16 protein-coding genes and 1 pseudogene are annotated in these 16,951 nt (G+C 35.6%); 8 read left to right on the forward strand and 9 right to left on the reverse strand.

The annotated features are described in order from the left end of the window. Positions 1-31: 31 nt before the first annotated feature. From ABS768_RS07640 to ABS768_RS07650, 3 genes are read right to left on the reverse strand one after another with little or no spacing between them, the layout of a single operon-like run. Positions 32-514 (reverse strand): hypothetical protein, encoded by a 483-nt coding sequence (locus tag ABS768_RS07640; protein WP_408074376.1) that lies wholly within the window; start codon positions 512-514, stop codon positions 32-34. Between the two features lie 35 nt (positions 515-549). Then, positions 550-1,041: a hypothetical protein gene (locus ABS768_RS07645; RefSeq protein WP_408074377.1), complete on the reverse strand. Its 492-nt coding sequence runs from the start codon at positions 1,039-1,041 to the stop codon at positions 550-552. 7 nt (positions 1,042-1,048) lie between these two features. Beyond that, positions 1,049-1,813 (reverse strand): MBL fold metallo-hydrolase, encoded by a 765-nt coding sequence (locus tag ABS768_RS07650; protein ID WP_408074586.1) that lies wholly within the window; start codon positions 1,811-1,813, stop codon positions 1,049-1,051. An 85-nt stretch (positions 1,814-1,898) separates the two neighbouring features. On the opposite strand from ABS768_RS07650, the gene ABS768_RS07655 reads away from it, so the two are divergent. From ABS768_RS07655 to ABS768_RS07670, 4 genes are all read left to right on the forward strand, one after another. Continuing rightward, positions 1,899-3,368 carry a TonB-dependent receptor gene (locus ABS768_RS07655; RefSeq protein ID WP_408074378.1) on the forward strand — a complete coding sequence of 490 codons (1,470 nt, stop codon included), beginning with the start codon at positions 1,899-1,901 and terminating at the stop codon, positions 3,366-3,368. Between the two features lie 87 nt (positions 3,369-3,455). Continuing rightward, positions 3,456-3,962, forward strand: a complete 507-nt coding sequence (locus ABS768_RS07660) for a hypothetical protein (protein WP_408074379.1) — start codon at positions 3,456-3,458, stop codon at positions 3,960-3,962. A gap of 3 nt (positions 3,963-3,965) precedes the next feature. Next, positions 3,966-5,000: a transglutaminase domain-containing protein gene (locus ABS768_RS07665; protein ID WP_408074380.1), complete on the forward strand. Its 1,035-nt coding sequence runs from the start codon at positions 3,966-3,968 to the stop codon at positions 4,998-5,000. Positions 5,001-5,091: 91 nt separating this feature from the next. Then, the gene (locus ABS768_RS07670) at positions 5,092-6,483 is read left to right on the forward strand and encodes a serine hydrolase domain-containing protein (protein ID WP_408074381.1); all 1,392 of its coding nucleotides are present in this window, start codon (positions 5,092-5,094) and stop codon (positions 6,481-6,483) included. Positions 6,484-6,511: 28 nt separating this feature from the next. On the opposite strand, the gene bcp is transcribed toward ABS768_RS07670, so the two are convergent. Next, positions 6,512-6,964 (reverse strand): thioredoxin-dependent thiol peroxidase, encoded by a 453-nt coding sequence (gene bcp, locus ABS768_RS07675; protein ID WP_408074382.1) that lies wholly within the window; start codon positions 6,962-6,964, stop codon positions 6,512-6,514. Between the two features lie 35 nt (positions 6,965-6,999). Here bcp and ABS768_RS07680 point away from each other — a divergent pair, with 35 nt between their 5' ends. After that, entirely contained in the window at positions 7,000-7,659 is a 660-nt protein-coding gene (locus ABS768_RS07680) for an endonuclease III domain-containing protein (RefSeq protein ID WP_408074383.1), read from the forward strand. A 19-nt stretch (positions 7,660-7,678) separates the two neighbouring features. On the opposite strand, the gene ABS768_RS07685 is transcribed toward ABS768_RS07680, so the two are convergent. The 4 genes from ABS768_RS07685 to ABS768_RS07700 form a co-directional block, all read right to left on the reverse strand. Next, a complete protein-coding gene (locus ABS768_RS07685; RefSeq protein ID WP_408074384.1) occupies positions 7,679-7,825 on the reverse strand; it encodes a hypothetical protein in 147 nt (48 codons plus the stop codon). Between the two features lie 51 nt (positions 7,826-7,876). Next, positions 7,877-8,461, reverse strand: coding sequence for an RNA polymerase sigma factor (locus tag ABS768_RS07690; protein ID WP_408074385.1), 585 nt, complete (start codon positions 8,459-8,461; stop codon positions 7,877-7,879). Positions 8,462-8,706: 245 nt separating this feature from the next. Continuing rightward, a complete protein-coding gene (locus tag ABS768_RS07695; RefSeq protein WP_408074386.1) occupies positions 8,707-9,171 on the reverse strand; it encodes a YdeI/OmpD-associated family protein in 465 nt (154 codons plus the stop codon). A 3-nt stretch (positions 9,172-9,174) separates the two neighbouring features. After that, positions 9,175-10,974, reverse strand: a complete 1,800-nt coding sequence (locus tag ABS768_RS07700; protein WP_408074387.1) for a hypothetical protein — start codon at positions 10,972-10,974, stop codon at positions 9,175-9,177. Positions 10,975-11,079: 105 nt separating this feature from the next. On the opposite strand from ABS768_RS07700, the gene uvrA reads away from it, so the two are divergent. The 3 genes and pseudogenes from uvrA to ABS768_RS07715 all read left to right on the forward strand — a co-directional run bounded on the left by uvrA (position 11,080) and on the right by ABS768_RS07715 (position 15,291). Next, positions 11,080-13,869 carry an excinuclease ABC subunit UvrA gene (gene uvrA, locus ABS768_RS07705; protein WP_408074388.1) on the forward strand — a complete coding sequence of 930 codons (2,790 nt, stop codon included), beginning with the start codon at positions 11,080-11,082 and terminating at the stop codon, positions 13,867-13,869. 304 nt (positions 13,870-14,173) lie between these two features. Next, positions 14,174-14,374, forward strand: a pseudogene (locus ABS768_RS07710) (DnaJ domain-containing protein); the annotation flags it as partial. 548 nt (positions 14,375-14,922) lie between these two features. After that, a complete protein-coding gene (locus tag ABS768_RS07715) occupies positions 14,923-15,291 on the forward strand; it encodes a VOC family protein (RefSeq protein ID WP_408074389.1) in 369 nt (122 codons plus the stop codon). Positions 15,292-15,667: 376 nt separating this feature from the next. Here ABS768_RS07715 and ABS768_RS07720 read toward each other — a convergent pair whose 3' ends face one another. Continuing rightward, positions 15,668-16,951, reverse strand: coding sequence for a glycosyltransferase family 4 protein (locus ABS768_RS07720; RefSeq protein ID WP_408074390.1), 1,284 nt, complete (start codon positions 16,949-16,951; stop codon positions 15,668-15,670).

Raw genomic sequence — 16,951 nt, forward strand, 5'->3', positions numbered from 1 at the left:
TTAAAACCGCCTTTTTTATTATCTTACTGTATTAGCTTTGGGCATTATCATCGCCCGTTACTCTTTTTTCTTCAATAAGGGCTCCGGCATACATCGGACTCCCTTCTTTAGACAGCGTATAATCTTTTTTTACTTCAAGCATCCAGTTGTCTGCTTTGTAAATACCTTCTTCCGTTTTTGAAAGCAGGAATGTTTTTGATGAATCGGGTAAAAAAACTTCCACAACACTCTGATCATCGTTAAAAACTACAAAAGCACTATAGGCTGTCCCTACATCCTTCAGTTCCTGTACAGGATTAAGCCTGTACCCTACATCATAAACCCTTATACATTCTTTTTTTAATAACGACCACCGGTATCCGGCAGAAGTAACACAACCTTTAGCATCTTTATCGTTACCAATAACCACCTTTTTTACAGGCTCAGCCTCAGGTTCCTCACCACGATCTTTCATCATCTGCTCACAGGAAATTAAACTCATCCCCGCCAGCAGCAGTGGCAATAACTTTTTCATTCGTTTTTATTTGATAACTCTAAAATACGAAAAAATTAATTATTCGCATGTAAAAGTGTTTCGGCAGGCTCAAATGTTATACTACCATCTTCCTCTACAAAATATTTGACTATAGATTCACCGTGTAAAGTCCCGTTACTAAAATCAATTATTACCCAACGGTTGTTAAGTATCCTGTAATTATTAACTAAAAAAGGACTTCCTATTTGCGGATAGTCAACCAGAGGGTTTCCTCCAGCCTTAGCATTACCCGCATAAATAGCATCTCTTACCGCTATTTGAATTTTGTCCAAGTCCTTATCTCCAAAATATAATTGTGCATCTTCATTTTGATCAAGGGTAAAGTAATTGGCCTTATACAGGTTATCCTCATTTGCCGTTACAGAATCTTTTAAGGCCTGTACTCTACCTTCAAGAGTTTCTATATTTGTAGTTTGAAACTTATCCTTATTAGTAAAATACATATAAGTAAACACATTAATAAGTAACGAAAAAATAAACAGGTATAAAAAAAGGTTCTTTTTCATAATATAGTTAAATGGTTATCTGTAAGTTATCGTAAGCTAAAAAAACATTTTCAGGCAATTTCGCCTGTATTTCCTCATGTAGTCCCATAAGGTGGCTTATATGGGTAAGGTAGGCCTTTTCAGGTTTAATCTCATCGATAAACTGTAAAGCCTCCTGTAGGTTAAAATGAGTAGGATGCTCGGTTTCCCTCAGTGCATTTACAACAAGTACTTTTAGTCCTTTAAGCTTTTCCTTTTCGGCAGGTTCTACAGTTTTTACATCAGTCAGATAAGCAAAATCATCTATGCGATAACCAAAAACCTGCAAGTTTCCATGCATTATATTTACAGGAGTAACGGTTTTGTTACCTATAGTAAATGGCTCATTATTTACAACAATATGCTCTTTAACAGATGGTGCTCCGGGGTATTTATTTTCCTTTTCAAAAATATAGTCAAACCGTTTCTCCAGTTCGCTAAGTACCCTGTTATGGGCATATATGGCTATATCTCCCTGCCTGAAGAAAAAAGGTCTTATATCGTCAAGACCAGCGGTATGATCGGCATGTTCATGTGTAAACAGTATACCATCCAGCCTGTTACAGCCACAGGTAAGCATTTGCTGCCTGAAATCAGGGCCGCAATCAATCACAAAAGAGGAATCGTCCCACTGTATCCAAACGGATACTCGCAGACGCTTATCTTTAGGATCATCACTTTGGCAAACAGCATCAGTACACCCTATAACCGGTATGCCCTGCGATGTTCCTGTCCCTAAAAACCATACTTTAATCACACATTAAATTTTTACAAAAATAGGATTTATCTTTTATTAAAAGTCCTGTTTTTCCTAACTTTGCAAATATCATTGCACTTCCATGAAATTAAAAGATTCTGATATCACTCTGAAAGGAGACAAAATTATAGAGCACGTACCTTCCATAAAGGACAAGGCTCTAAGGATTAACCTAAACGAGAACATATACGGTACTTTTGCCGAAATTGGTGCCGGTCAGGAAACTGTCCGCCATTTTTTCAGGGCAGGTGGTTCATCAGGAACTATCGCAAAGGCCATGTCTGCTTACGATAAAGACTTTAGTGATGCCATTTATGGCGCTGAAGACGACGGCAGGTATGTAACCGAAAGCCGCCTGAAAAAAATGCTGGCACACGAGGTAAGACTTACTGAAAACCGACTTAAAAGGGATAAGCATCCTAATAAAGTTTTCTTTAGTTATGCCAATACGGTAGCAACCATTGATTTTGCTAAACAGTTTAAAGGTCACGGCTGGGTAGGTATTAAATATCAGGTTGAACCGGAAGAGGACTATAACGAAATTACCCTGCACATCCGTTTTAAGGAAACCGATGCCCGCCTGCAACAGGAAACACTGGGTATACTGGGGGTTAACCTTATTTATGGAGCTTACTACAAATACAACGATCCTAAAAAGCTATTACGCTACCTTTATGATCACCTTGATAAAGACCAGTTAGAGATTGACACCATCAATTTCTCGGGTCCGCGATTTGCTAATGTAGATAACCGCTTAATGAGCTTACAGCTTGTTAAAAACGGCATGACCGATGCGGTAATGTTTGGACCTGATGGTCATAACATACTTCCGGCTGCCATATTATACAAGAAAAACATTCTTGCATTAAGAGGTAGTTTCCGCCCGGTAACTAAAGTGAACATGGATATGTATGAGCAATCATACAAAATGTTCATTGAAGAAAATAAAGTGGAAAAAGATAAAGCCCTTGTGGTTTTTGAAATTACACTTTCTAACCTTAGATCTGAAGGAGAAATTGACGAGCGCGACTTTATGGACAGAGCCGAACTGCTTTGTTCATTAGGACAAACCGTAATGATATCAAACTTCCAGGAATACTACAAAGTTGTTGAATACTTCTCAAGCTATACAAAAGCCCGTATGGGGCTTGCTATGGGGGTTAACAACCTTGTAGACATATTTGACGAAAAATATTACCGTCACCTAAGTGGTGGTATACTGGAGGCTTTCGGTAAACTGTTTTACCGTGACCTTAAGGTATTCCTATATCCTATGAAAGATGAAGAAGGTGAAATAATCACTTCAGAAAACCTTATGGTTCACCCTCGTATGAAAGAGCTGTACAAGTTCTTTAAATTTAACGGTAAGGTGATTGATATTGCCGATATAGATGCAAGTTACCTTGACATTTTCTCAAGAGAAGTGCTTAAAATGATTAGCAAAGGTCAATCAGGATGGGAAGATATGCTTCCTCCGGGGGTTGCCGAAATTATCAAGAAAAACCAACTGTTTGGCTACGATCCTAAAACACTGGTAGCAGAACAGAACTAAATAAAATGCTACAATAAATAAAAAAGCAGCTATTATAATAGCTGCTTTTTTATTTATATTTACTTCCCAACCACAAAAACACCTTACATGAAAATCAGGACACTTTGGAATGTTATTTTAAAAACCATAGGAATTTGGTTTATTATAAGTTTACTTTATATAGTACCTTCAATATTTACAGGCCTGGCTATTTTTTTAAGTGAACGCTACTATGATACTACTTATATAATAATATGTATCCTCATAGCCGGCTTTTTTATAGCCACTATACGACTACTAATTTTCCGTACAGATATTATTATTGATAAACTCAAACTGGAAAAGGGCTTTACCGAAGAGAGTATCAATTTGAATATAAACACTTCTCAAATTATTTCATTGGCATCAATAATAATTGGCGCTATTACTATAATTGAAAATCTCCCGTCATTTTGTAGTGAAATTATAACCTTCCTACAGTATAACGAACTTTTACCCGGACACACAAGTACAAAACAGATTGTATACAGTGCTATAAAAACATTTATAGGATATTTACTTATTACAAATCATAATAAAATAGCTTTATTAATAAATAGGCAAAAAGCTAACTGATTCATGAAAAAAATACTTTTTTTCTTTTTCCTCACACTATTTACCATTTTAAGTAAAGCTCAGGAAAAGACGGTTTATAAATTCAATAATCCGTATTATACAATTGACAGTATGGCTATCCATACTGAATACAAAAATGACATACCCTTATTAGTTAGTGATTTAACCAAACACTGTACTACAGACCTCGAAAAAGTACGGGCCATATTTATGTGGATTACCGAAAATATTGAATATGACTACAAAGCCTTTAATAAAGGAGATACCAAAGTTGAATACCCTAAACATAAACAAGGAAAAGATTATGGAGCCTTATATGCCAAATGGGAAGATAAGTTTCTAAAAAACATAATAAATAAACAGAAAGCAGTTTGTTTTGGCTATTCCTTTTTGTTTAAAAAAATGTGCTCGTTGGCAGGCATACAAAGTTCTATAGTAGAAGGATATACAAAACAATTTCAAAGAGAGATAGGAATACTAGGGAAAATAGACCATGCCTGGAATGTTGTTGTAATAGACAATGAGTACTATTATTTTGATGTAACCTGGGGAGCAGGTCACTGTCCAAGAGATAAAAACATGAAACCGACAGGATTTATAAAAGAGCGCAACTACTCTTATTGGTGCACACCTTATGAAAGGATGCTGTTAAACCATTTCCCTTCTAACCCCGAATGGATAAGGCATACAACATATATTAATGCTAAAGAGGAATATAAAAACCTACCTCTATATACATCTTCAGCAATACCTTACTTTACGGTTATTAGTCCTGCATTAGGAATAATTGACGCCGAAGTAGGCGATACAATTCACTTCAAAATACAGGTGAGTGATGACTATCCCCTGCAGAACCAAATAATTATAGATACAAATTTTAAACCCGAAGAAAATCGTATCAAATATAGTAGTGATCAGGTAAAATATTCTGATGGTATTTTAAATTTTGACTATATTATTAAAGACAAAAGAATAAGAGAATTAACAATATACTCAGGCATATATGGAATGCTTAGCTTTAAAGTAAAAGTCAAATAGACATGCAGACTTTTGGCTGTTTGTTTTTTTAAGCACAGTTTATAATTATAAACTAACGTTTACGTTTAAGTATAAAACCAACCCAACCAGCATGAAAAAGAATATTATTTTCCTTTTACTTTTAATGTGTTCCTTTAAAGTTTTAGCTCAAAAAGCACAACTACTGGACAATTACATTAATGAACTTTATCAAAAAAATGCCTTTAACGGAAATATACTGGTAGCAGAAAAGGGACAAATAGTTTTTGAAAAAAGTTATGGTCTGGCTAACGAAAAACCACAGCAAAAACTAAATACGCAAACCTGTTTTGAGCTTGCCTCTGTATCAAAACAATTTACCGCCATGGGAATTGTGCAATTACAAAAAAAGGGTAAACTCTCCTATGACGATAAAATAAGTAAATACATACCTGAACTTTCATTTTATAATGATGTAACAATAAAAAATCTTTTAACTCACACCGGAGGAATACCAGACTATATGGATCTCTTGGAAAAAGAATGGGACAAAAATAAAATAGCAACCAATAGTGATGTTATAAAAGCATTTGAAAAGCAGAAACCGGCACCCCTTTTCTCCCCTAACGAAAGGTGGGAATACAGTAATACGGGATACTTACTTTTAGCTACAATAATTGAAAGGGTAAGCAAACAATCATATGGAGGATATCTTGATAAAACCATATTCAAACCATTAAAAATGAATAATACTTTTGTTTACAGAAGATGGTTTAAGCCTGAAACTAAGAATAATTATGCATCGGGTTATCTTTTCTCGCGCGAATTAAATAAGAAAATAACCCCAGATGAGATGGGTTCTGATTTTTATGTAGTTTATTTAGACGGGATAGTAGGTGACGGAATGGTCAACTCCAACATTGAAGACTTATTAAAATGGGACAGAGCCTTATATGGTAATGAGATTATTAATGATAATGACAGGAAAGTGATATTTTCCTCATATGAAATTTCAGGTCAGAGAAGTACTGATTACGGCTTCGGGTGGATGCTTACAAATTCCCATGATTATGGTAAAATAGCCCTACACAGCGGGAGCTGGGGTGGTTATGTTACCTATATTGAGAGGCATTTGGATAATGATAAAACTATTATACTACTTCAAAACAATGCCTTACCTACAACAGAAATACCTGTAAAAAACATTAGGCGTATAGTTTACAACCAGCAACCCGAACAACAAATCAAAATAGAAAATAATATACTACAGCAATGCGAAGGTAAATACATAACCGAAAACGGTAAAACAAAAGAAATAATTTATGAGGATGGTAAAATATATGTTCCTGCAGGTCCTGAAGAAAAATATGAACTTATACCGGTATCACAAACAAAATTTATTATTGACGGTTTCCAGCCTGAAGTGAGTTATGAATTTACTTTTGACAGCCAAGGAAAAGTTGTAAAATACAGGGTACAACAACCCGAACAGGGAGTTGATTATGAAGCAAAGAAAATAGAATAATAAAAAAAGCAGCCAATGGCTGCTTTTTTTATTTTAATATCTGTTTGGCATGAGCCTTAGTTTTTACTTTTTCGATAACCTCATCAATAATACCGTTTTCATCTATTACAAATGTAGTGCGGTGTATACCGTCATACTCACGACCCATAAACTTTTTAGGTCCCCATACCCCAAAGGCATTGATTACCGCTTTATCTTCATCGGCAATTAACGGGAAAGGAAACTCATATTTATCCTTAAACTTACCCTGAGCCTTTTGCGAATCGGCACTTACCCCTAAAAGTTCGTAGTTATTGGCTTTAAAACGTTCAAAATTATCCCTTAAGTCACAGGCTTCGGCAGTACATCCCGGCGTATTGGCCTTCGGGTAGAAGAAAACAACCAGCTTTTTGCCTTTATAATCGGCTAGTGAATGTTTGTTTCCGTCCTGGTCAACTCCCGAGAAGTCAGGTGCCTTATCTCCTTTTTTTAATGTAATCATAAGTGTATATTTGTTTTTCATAAAAATACATAAAAATGACCAAAGCAGAAAAGGTTCAGTTCACTATAGATACCTTAAAGGAAATATACCCAACCATACCTGTACCGTTAGACCATAAAGATCCTTATACCCTGCTTATTGCCGTATTGATGTCGGCACAAAGTACCGATGTCAGGGTAAACCAAATCACCCCCCTGCTTTTTGAGCGTGCAGATAACCCTTATGACATGGTTAAACTAACCGTTGAGGAAATCAGGGAAATAATAAAACCGGTAGGACTTTCGCCTATGAAAGCAAAAGGCATACACGGACTATCAGAAATACTGATAGCCAAACATAACGGAGAGGTTCCGGCAAACTTTGAAGATCTGGAAGAATTGCCAGCCGTAGGCCATAAAACAGCAAGTGTGGTAATGTCTCAGGCATTCGGAATACCGGCATTCCCTGTAGATACGCATATACACAGGCTTATGTACCGCTGGGGTTTTAGTAATGGTAAAAGCGTAGTACAAACAGAAAAAGATGCAAAAAGATTGTTTCCGGAAGAATTATGGAACGACCTGCACCTCCAAATAATCTGGTACGGAAGGGAATACTCCCCTGCCCGCGGTTGGAATTTAGAAAAAGATATTATTACCCGCACCATAGGGCGGAAAACAGTAATAGATGAATATAATAAAAAGAAGTCCCGCTAAAAAACGGGACTTCTTTTTATTAATTAGCGATGCTCTCAAAAGTAAGATTACCTGAGGTCTTAACTATTTTTAATGCTTTAGAATAGTTAAGTAAAAACGCTATTGTTTCTTTTTTTGGTAACATTTCCGGAGCTTCTGTTTTCTTTTTAGAGTAAAGTTTTGCCATGTATTTTGTACTTAATTTTCTATACAACGCAAAACGAAGCCCCTATATTGTTTAATTCGTTAAAATTATTTTATTTTTTTCAATCAGTTTTCTCAAATTCATAAGTGCATACCTCATTCTACCTAACGCAGTATTAATACTAACATCAGTCAAATCAGCTATTTCCTTAAAGCTAAGATCCTGGTATATCCTCATTTGAAGTACTTCTTTCTGATCGTCAGGAAGCTCTTCAATCATTCTCTTTAAATCACTTTCAACCTGATTAGTGATTAGCATACTTTCAACATTAGGACTATCATCGGTCATGATAGAGAAAATAGAGAACTCTTCGGTTTCACGGTGCATAGGCATCTTTTTGTTTCTCCTGAAGTGATCCACAATAAGGTTGTGCGAAATACGCATTACCCACGGAAGAAACTTACCCTCCTCATTATAAGCGTTAGACTTAAGGGTTTTGATTACCTTGATAAAAGTATCCTGAAAGATATCGTCTGCAATATCCCTGTCGGTTACTTTAGAGTAGATAAAACCGTAAATTTTTGATTGGTGTCTGTTAATTAAACAGGCAAGAGCATTTTCGTCGCCGCACATATAGTTCTTAACCAATACGGCATCTGGGATTACAACATTAGCCATAGCAATACTTTTTAGTTTTTTGAATTTGGGTTCTCAATAAATAATCAGAAACTGGGTTTCTTTTCTAAAAAGTAATTTTTTCTATAGGCAATGTTAATTTTGAATTAATTATATCCCAAATATAAAGGAATTTAAGTTTAAGATGCAAAAAAAAACTTAAATTTTAACATTTGGAACGCAATATTTCAGGCAATATTCTTGAAAAAACTCACAATGATAAAGGAAATTTCAAACTTTTATGAAATTTATAACATTTCACCTTTATCCAGCATTTGCAGCATTTTTGCGATACGATTAGCTTTTGTTTCTTCTTTTTGAGCAGCATAAATCCAGTCGATAATTTTTTTTTGCTCCCCTTTTTTATGTTTCATGAATTTTTCTTCTGCTTCGGGCTCAAGTTTAAGGCATTGTAAAATTTCTTCGGGAATTTCAAACTCGCTATCATCCCTGTACAATATAATATGTACATAATCACTTGCCTGCTTTTTTATTTTTTTACGGATCTCAGCCTTAACAGGCAAAAACAGTTTTCCGTTACCCATAGGCATAAGGTGGTAGCTTTTTATATCATACCCGTCAATACTGCCCTTTACCTTAACCTGACCAAAAGGCATATCCCCGTTAGGTTTTATTTCCGGCAACGCTGCATAGGTCCACCCTCCTTTCCCGGGAAACTTTTCAAGCAGGTATTCTTTATCGGTTAAGAGCATAAATCATAATGATTTTAATATCTCAAACTTAATATTTTCTAATCTATAAGAAACATCAATACCAAGTATTTTTTCCCTTATCATTTCTATTATCTCATTTTCAGTCAACACTATAACTAATATTTTCTTTTCATTTAATAGCTTTTTCTGCAATTTCTTAGCTGAATTATCGAGGCCATATCTTGAAAAGATTAGAATAAAGTTTCCAATTGGAGAAATTAAATATTTAGAAGTGTCGAATAAAGTAGATGAATTTAAAGCTTCTGAATAATTCTTAAATTCAACTATACATATATTAGCTCCAAAATCTTTTTTTATGTCACTCCAAAAAGATTCTCCCTTTAAAGGTAAATTATTAACTACATAATCTCTTCTAAAAATTTTATCATCAGTTATACTTTGCTTTTCAGCAATATATAATCTAAAATTGTCTTTAAATAAATATTGAAAAATATCAACTCCAATATTTTCAAATTTATTCCAACCTTCTTTTCCTAAAGGACAATTTTGTAATTTATCAATTATTGTTTGGCCAACAAAACTAAAGTCATTACCTTTTTTAATATTCGGAAGAGCAGATAGTTTATCCTTCAAAAAATAGAAGATAGGGTCAAAGAAATTCCAAGATAAAAAATCAGATAAATAATTTATACTTTCTTTATTGAAATTATTAATAATCCTACTATCTGGCTTAGTCAAAAAAACATATTCCATCTTTTCAGTGTTTGATAAGTTTAATTGATTAAAATTTGTAATATTTTTAGATAGAAAGAATACATATTTTATGATATTTTCATCTTTTTTTACCTTAATAAATTGAAATTCTTTATTTATTTCTTGAATTTCTATATTCTTCAATCTTAGTAAATATACTGAAAAGTCAAATAGTATTGATTCATCCGCATACCTAATAAATATTTCAATTAGTTCATAAAAAATCTTACTTTCAGAAAAAATTTTTTCAAAAAAATTCTTTTGATTTTTATTTACCCTAATAAGAATATCATCTGATTTTTCAGCTTCTATTTCTTCTAAATTACCTAATCTAATTGAAAAAGATGATATTCTATTATATATATTAACTGAAGGGGTCAAAGAATTATAAGAAACAATTTTAAATAAGTAATTAGCTTCTTTATCTTTATCTAAAACTGGGCGTAATAAATATATTCTAATATTTTTTTTATAATTACTAAATTTTTCTCTTACTGAAAAAAAGTTTTTCTCTACATAATTATCATAAATACTCAATGATTCTTCTATATCATTTTTAATCTTTCTTAATATTTTCTCTTCAATAACCTCATCTTCAACACTTTCAAATTTATTTAAATTTAAAAATTTAGATTTAAATACTTTATAATTTTCTTTATCAAGTTTAAGATAAGAGTATTTAAAATTAACCAATAAACTAACATTATTATAAGGAAAAGATGACAAGGCCATTTCTCTCAAATACTCATATTCATCGTAATCTAATTGAGTTAAGGCTTTCCATAAATAACTTTCATAATCAGTTCCTTTTATGTTTACTATTCCATAAAGATTTTCTACTACAACCCAATATAACTTCAATATTAATTGGATTTTTCTATCTTTTTTAATGTTAATTTTAACTTGTTTCTCTATCGGCTTATCAATATTATCAAGCTCCAATAAATCAAATTCTCTACATTTATCAATCAAACTATTTGTTTTTTTTAACAATGTATTCAAAGTATTGAGATCGCTTGACTGAGTTTGAGCAACTTCATCAAGTAATTGTAAAAAATTTTCAAAATGTAATTTTGTTACTACTTTCATTTATTATTATTTGTATAGCCACCTCAAATATAACGCTTTATCCCTTCATCTCTTTAACAAAAATTTCGGTGTAAAATAGTATCTTTGCACATTACCATTTTTGCTATGATAAAAACCGATATATCAACACTCGAACCTAAAAAAAACATCCTTATAAAAGGGGCGCAGCTGCACAATCTTAAAAACATTGATGTAGCCATTCCGCGTAACAAACTGGTTGTAGTAACCGGGCTTTCTGGCTCAGGTAAATCAAGCCTTGCTTTTGATACGCTTTATGCCGAAGGACAACGCCGTTATGTGGAAAGTCTTTCGTCGTATGCGCGTCAGTTTTTAGGCAGGCTGGACAAACCAAAGGTAGAATACATAAAGGGAATAGCTCCGGCTATCGCCATTGAACAAAAGGTAAACACTACCAATGCCAGATCTACAGTAGGTACCAGCACCGAGATTTACGATTACCTTAAACTGCTTTTCGCCCGTGTAGGGCGTACCTACTCCCCTGTTTCAGGTCGTGAGGTTAAAAAGCATACGGTAACCGATGTGGTGGAAGAGGTTAAAAAACAGGAAGACGGCAGCCGATGGCTGTTACTGGCTCCTGTACACATAGAGAAAGGCCGTACCATTGAAGAAAAACTAAGCGTTTTACTACAGCAGGGTTTTGCCCGTATACTGGTGGATAACGAAATGCTGCGACTGGACGAACTGGGCGATACCGACTTTGCCAACAAAGAGGTAATGCTTATTGTAGACCGTATTGTGGTGAAAGATGAAGAGGAGTTTTATAACCGACTGGCAGATGCAGTACAAACCGCTTTTTATGAAGGCAAGGGGGAAACATTCCTACAGGATGTAAAAACAGGAAACCGACTGGCTTTTAGCAGTAATTTTGAGTTGGACGGACTTACCTTCCTGGAACCAAACGTACACCTTTTCAGCTTTAATAATCCCTATGGTGCCTGTCCGTCATGCGAAGGTTATGGCAGCATAGTAGGTATAGATGAGGAACTTGTTGTTCCAAACACAGCCCTTTCGGTGTTTGAAAATGCCATTTACCCGTGGCGTGGTGAGAGCATGGGCTGGTACCGTGACCAGTTGATTAACAACAGTCACAAATTCAACTTCCCAGTACACAAACCTTACTTCCAGTTGTCAGAAAGTGATAAGGCGCTTATATGGAAAGGCAACCAGTACTTTACAGGACTGGATGACTTTTTTGCCGAACTGGAAGAGAAAAACTATAAAATACAAAACCGCGTTATGCTTTCGCGTTACCGTGGTAAAACCAAGTGTCCGGCATGTAAGGGGAAACGCCTTAAACCGGAAGCTAATCACGTAAAGATTGACAACCATACCATATCAGACCTTGTGGATATGCCTATCAAAAACCTTATTGAGTTTTTTAAAGGCATACAGCTTAGCGAATACGACCAAAAGGTAGCTAAACGCCTGTTGGTAGAAATCAATAATCGCCTTAGCTTCCTGCAGGAAGTGGGGCTTGATTACCTTACACTAAACCGTAGGTCATCTACTCTTTCGGGTGGTGAATCACAACGTATTAACCTGGCAACATCACTGGGCAGTAGCCTTGTGGGCTCCATGTATATTCTGGATGAGCCAAGTATCGGACTTCACCCTAAGGATACCGAAAGGCTTATCAAGGTGCTTATAGGGCTTCGTGATTTGGGTAACACCGTTATTGTGGTTGAGCATGATGAAGACATCATGAAAGCTGCCGATATGATTATCGATATAGGTCCGGAAGCGGGTACACATGGTGGTCAACTGGTAGCTCAGGGTACTTATGACGAGATTCTGAAATCAGAATCGCTTACCGCAAAATATCTTAACGGCGATATGGAAATCAAGGTTCCTGCAAAACGCCGCAAGTTTAAAAACCATGTAGATGTAGTAGGTGCACGCGAAAACAACCTTAAAAACATAGATGTAACCTTCCCGCTGGACTGCCTTACGGTTATTACCGGAGTTTCGGGTAGTGGTAAGAGTACACTGGTAAAAAAGATATTATTCCCTGCCATACAAAAGAAACTGGAAGGCGTGGGCGAAAAAGCCGGACAGTTTAGCGAACTGCAGGGCAGCTACTCACACATTAAGCATATTGAATATGTAGACCAAAACCCTATTGGGCGTAGTTCGCGTTCCAACCCGGTTACCTACATTAAGGCTTATGATGATATAAGGGATCTGTACTCTAAACAAAAGCTTTCCAAACTGCGCGGTTATCAGGCAAAACACTTTTCGTTCAATGTAGATGGCGGACGCTGTGAAACCTGTAAAGGAGAAGGCGAAGTTACGATAGAGATGCAGTTCATGGCCGATGTACACCTGGAGTGTGAAACCTGTAACGGTAAGCGCTTTAAGAAAGAAGTACTGGAAGTGGCTTTTGAAGGTAAGAATATCGACGATATACTTACCATGACCATAGATGATGCCCTTGAGTTTTTTGATAAGCACAAGCAAACCAAAATTACCCAAAAACTACAACCTTTACAGGATGTTGGTTTAGGCTATGTACAGTTGGGTCAGTCGTCCTCTACCCTTTCGGGTGGTGAGGCACAGCGGATAAAACTGGCATCGTTCCTCGTTAAGGGGAATACGAAAGACAAAGCCTTATTCGTGTTTGACGAACCTACAACAGGGCTTCATTTCCACGATATCCAGAAACTGATGGCTTCGTTTGATGCCCTTATCGATAAAGGACATTCAATCATTGTTATTGAGCATAACCTTGACCTTATTAAGTGTGCCGACTATATTATAGACATTGGCCCTGAAGGTGGTGAAAATGGAGGACATTTAGTAGCCTTTGGTACCCCTGAGGAAATTGCTAAAAACCCTAAATCGGTTACTGGGGAATATTTGGGAGAGAAGTTGTAAAGGGTTTCAGGTTTGAAGTTTCAGGTTGCTTGTTAGGTTCTGTCATTTTGAGCGCAACCAAGTGGAGTCGAAAAATCTTTAATATCCTGAGATTTCTCCACAAGGTCGAAATGAAAAACCGTCATAATATTAAAAACGTAAGCTGTCATTTCGAACGTAGAGTATCGAAGTGAGAAATCTCTTTAATTAAGATTTACTTATGCTAAAAGATTGCTCAGTAGTATCTCCTCGTAATGACAGCAATTAATACAAATTAAAACTACAATCCAAAATTCCCTATTTTTATAATCTGAACGATTACTAAATGAAAAACCATTATGAAATACTGGGTGTTTCCCAAACCTGTACTCAGGCCGAGATAAAAAAGGCTTACAGGGTACTGGCGGTAAAATACCACCCCGATAAGAATAATGGTGATAAACAGAGTGAGGAAAACTTTAAAGCCATACTGGAATCCTATATCATATTAAGTGACGAGGAAACCCGTATGGAGTACGATTACTTTAAGGGCTTTAAAAAAGGAAACAAACCACAATATAGCGAACCGGGCAAACCAAGTCCTATAAAATACCTAGTACAAATAAAACGTATTAAGGATGCCGTATTGAGTGCCGGCGGACACGTTAATAAAAATGTACTATACAATGCTATTGACAGGCTACTGAGTGAGGAGAATATCAGTTTACTGATACGCAAGCAGGATTTAAGCATTAACCACCTTATTATAGACGAAGCCCTTACCTGCGCCATATTTATAGACGAAAACCTTAAACATGAGTTTCACGACAGGCTCCTAAAACTTGCCGACGGTAACGTAAGAATGGTTAACCGCATTAACCTGCTGAATAAAATTAACGACAGCATTACAGCAACCAATAATCCTTCAGTCCAACAGCAACCACAGGAAGTAAAAGAAACACCGCCCACACTTATTGCCATAGTGATATTCGTACTGTTTATTATATTGTTTTTGGTATTCCTGTACATGGAGAGCAGCTAATGTAAAACAGCTTTCCTTATTTTATATCTTTAAACCATACAAAACCTTAAACCATGAACCATAACGCTAAATCTATACGCCCTTTTATAGGAGCAAAAGACTTTGAGGTTTCACGAATGTTTTACCGCGATCTTGGTTTTCAAGAAACCGTACTCTCTCCCAATCTTTCTGTTTTTAAAACCAATAACACGCTCGCATTCTATTTACAAAAAGCCTATGTAAAGGACTGGATAGATAATACCATGCTTTTTATGGAAGTGGAAAACGTTGATATTTTCTGGAAAAGCTTAAATGAATTGAATCTTACAGCAAAATATAAAGGCGTTAGGTTGGTACCTGTACGCACTATGGAATGGGGAAAAGAATGTTTTGTACACGATCCGTCAGGGATATTATGGCATTTTGGAGAATTTTTTTCGTAACCTAATGATTTTAAGAACATTTTAAGAATAAAGAAAAACCCCAGTTATAGCTGGGGTTTTCGATATTTTTTAACTTCATCTCTTAAAAAAAAATCCATAAACACAAAATAATTAAAACACAAATTATAATTTATTAATTAATTATTCGTTAACTTTGTATTGCAATTCGGGTCAATTAAATTAACTCATGGTTAATTTCTGGCACGATAATTGTAATTATTTAATTAAATCTCAGGATTTTATAATTTTGAGGTTTGTTAATAATTGGTTGGTTGGTTTGTTAAGTCCCGTTATTCTCTCAGAATAGCGGGATTTTCTTTTTAACTGGCTAAAGGTTAGAATTTTAAACCACTTAAAAAAACAACTATAACATTTTTTAACTTTGTTTTAACAAATCTGCTAACTGTTTTGTTAAATTCCTGCGGGAATATTGCTGCAGCCCTATAGCATGTGCTTTTAATCCTTCACCCATAAACTGTTCAAAATAAGATTTAAAGGTATCCTTAAGCTTTTCCTTTTCAGTATAGTCAACAAAAATGCCTGAATTGGTCGTTCTAATTATATCAGCAAAATCAGCTCGCTCTGGTCCTATACCTACAATAGGTCTTTCAGATGCCATATATTCAAACAGTTTACCCGGTATTATACAACGTGTATCAGGCGAATCAATCTCAACCAATAGTAACACCTGCGATTTACGTTGTTGTTTTACTGCTTCACTATGCGATACATACCCCATATTATTAACATAATCAGTAAGTCCGTACTGTTCTATAGAAGTTAGTACCTCCTGGCTAACAGCACCTATAAGTTTCAGTTCAAAATAATCTTTAAACTCAGCATCCTCATTAACAAGTTCCGATAGCGACTCCCAAAGTATCTTAGGGTTACGCTCTGAAAGGAATGACCCTATATGTGCTAAGGTAAACTTCTCCTCAAGCGGTTCTTTAGCTATTAGCTCCACATCATAACCATTAGTGATTACCGTAACAGGCTTATCGGTTAGCTGTTCAAACTCTGCTTTAGTAGTAGGGCTTGTTACAATAATACTATCGGCAGTATTAAGTACATCACGCTCCATTTTTTTATGTCTTTGCTGAGATGATTCACTAAGCCTTAACTCCTTGTGGTAACCAATGGTAGTCCACGGATCACGAAAATCAGCAATCCATTTAACCCCAAACCTTTTTTGAAGCTCCATCCCTATTAAATGCAAGCTATGCGGAGGTCCTGTAGTAATAATAGTGTCAATACCGCTCCCCTGCAAATAGTTACTTAGATAACTTACCGAAGGCCTAACCCATAATACCCTCGCATCAGGAATAAACAGGTTACCCCTAACCCATAGCATCAGTTTTTGGAGTGCCGACTGCTTTTTCTTATCGGGTATAATCCCCGAACTTATCTTTTTGGTATTCTTTTTTGAAAATACCGAAGCCCAGCCGTAAGGCTCTATAATATTATTTTTAAGGATAGTGATGTTGTAACTCACTTCCTTTTGTAGCTCTTCATCTATTAATGGATACGTAGGGTTTTTAGGAACATAAACTATAGGTTCAATACCATATTCCGGTAGATACTTCACAAATTTTAACCAACGTTGCACACCGGGACCACCCGCAGGAGGCCAGTAATAGGTTATTATAAGTACCTTCTTCAT

The sequence above is a fragment of the Flavobacterium rhizophilum genome (assembly GCF_046000485.1).
In the GTDB taxonomy this organism is placed as follows: domain Bacteria; phylum Bacteroidota; class Bacteroidia; order Flavobacteriales; family Flavobacteriaceae; genus Flavobacterium; species Flavobacterium rhizophilum.

What these genes read in the sequence shown, in the direction of transcription:
- ABS768_RS07640 (WP_408074376.1), bottom strand. Translation starts at nt 514, where the DNA reads ATGAAAAAGTTATTGCCACTGCTGCTGGCGGGGATGAGTTTAATTTCC.
- ABS768_RS07645 (WP_408074377.1), bottom strand. Translation starts at nt 1,041, where the DNA reads ATGAAAAAGAACCTTTTTTTATACCTGTTTATTTTTTCGTTACTTATT.
- ABS768_RS07655 (WP_408074378.1), top strand. Translation starts at nt 1,899, where the DNA reads ATGAAATTAAAAGATTCTGATATCACTCTGAAAGGAGACAAAATTATA.
- ABS768_RS07660 (WP_408074379.1), top strand. Translation starts at nt 3,456, where the DNA reads ATGAAAATCAGGACACTTTGGAATGTTATTTTAAAAACCATAGGAATT.
- ABS768_RS07665 (WP_408074380.1), top strand. Translation starts at nt 3,966, where the DNA reads ATGAAAAAAATACTTTTTTTCTTTTTCCTCACACTATTTACCATTTTA.
- ABS768_RS07670 (WP_408074381.1), top strand. Translation starts at nt 5,092, where the DNA reads ATGAAAAAGAATATTATTTTCCTTTTACTTTTAATGTGTTCCTTTAAA.
- bcp (WP_408074382.1), bottom strand. Translation starts at nt 6,964, where the DNA reads ATGATTACATTAAAAAAAGGAGATAAGGCACCTGACTTCTCGGGAGTT.
- ABS768_RS07680 (WP_408074383.1), top strand. Translation starts at nt 7,000, where the DNA reads ATGACCAAAGCAGAAAAGGTTCAGTTCACTATAGATACCTTAAAGGAA.
- ABS768_RS07685 (WP_408074384.1), bottom strand. Translation starts at nt 7,825, where the DNA reads ATGGCAAAACTTTACTCTAAAAAGAAAACAGAAGCTCCGGAAATGTTA.
- ABS768_RS07690 (WP_408074385.1), bottom strand. Translation starts at nt 8,461, where the DNA reads ATGGCTAATGTTGTAATCCCAGATGCCGTATTGGTTAAGAACTATATG.
- ABS768_RS07695 (WP_408074386.1), bottom strand. Translation starts at nt 9,171, where the DNA reads ATGCTCTTAACCGATAAAGAATACCTGCTTGAAAAGTTTCCCGGGAAA.
- ABS768_RS07700 (WP_408074387.1), bottom strand. Translation starts at nt 10,974, where the DNA reads ATGAAAGTAGTAACAAAATTACATTTTGAAAATTTTTTACAATTACTT.
- uvrA (WP_408074388.1), top strand. Translation starts at nt 11,080, where the DNA reads ATGATAAAAACCGATATATCAACACTCGAACCTAAAAAAAACATCCTT.
- ABS768_RS07715 (WP_408074389.1), top strand. Translation starts at nt 14,923, where the DNA reads ATGAACCATAACGCTAAATCTATACGCCCTTTTATAGGAGCAAAAGAC.
- ABS768_RS07720 (WP_408074390.1), bottom strand. Translation starts at nt 16,951, where the DNA reads ATGAAGAAGGTACTTATAATAACCTATTACTGGCCTCCTGCGGGTGGT.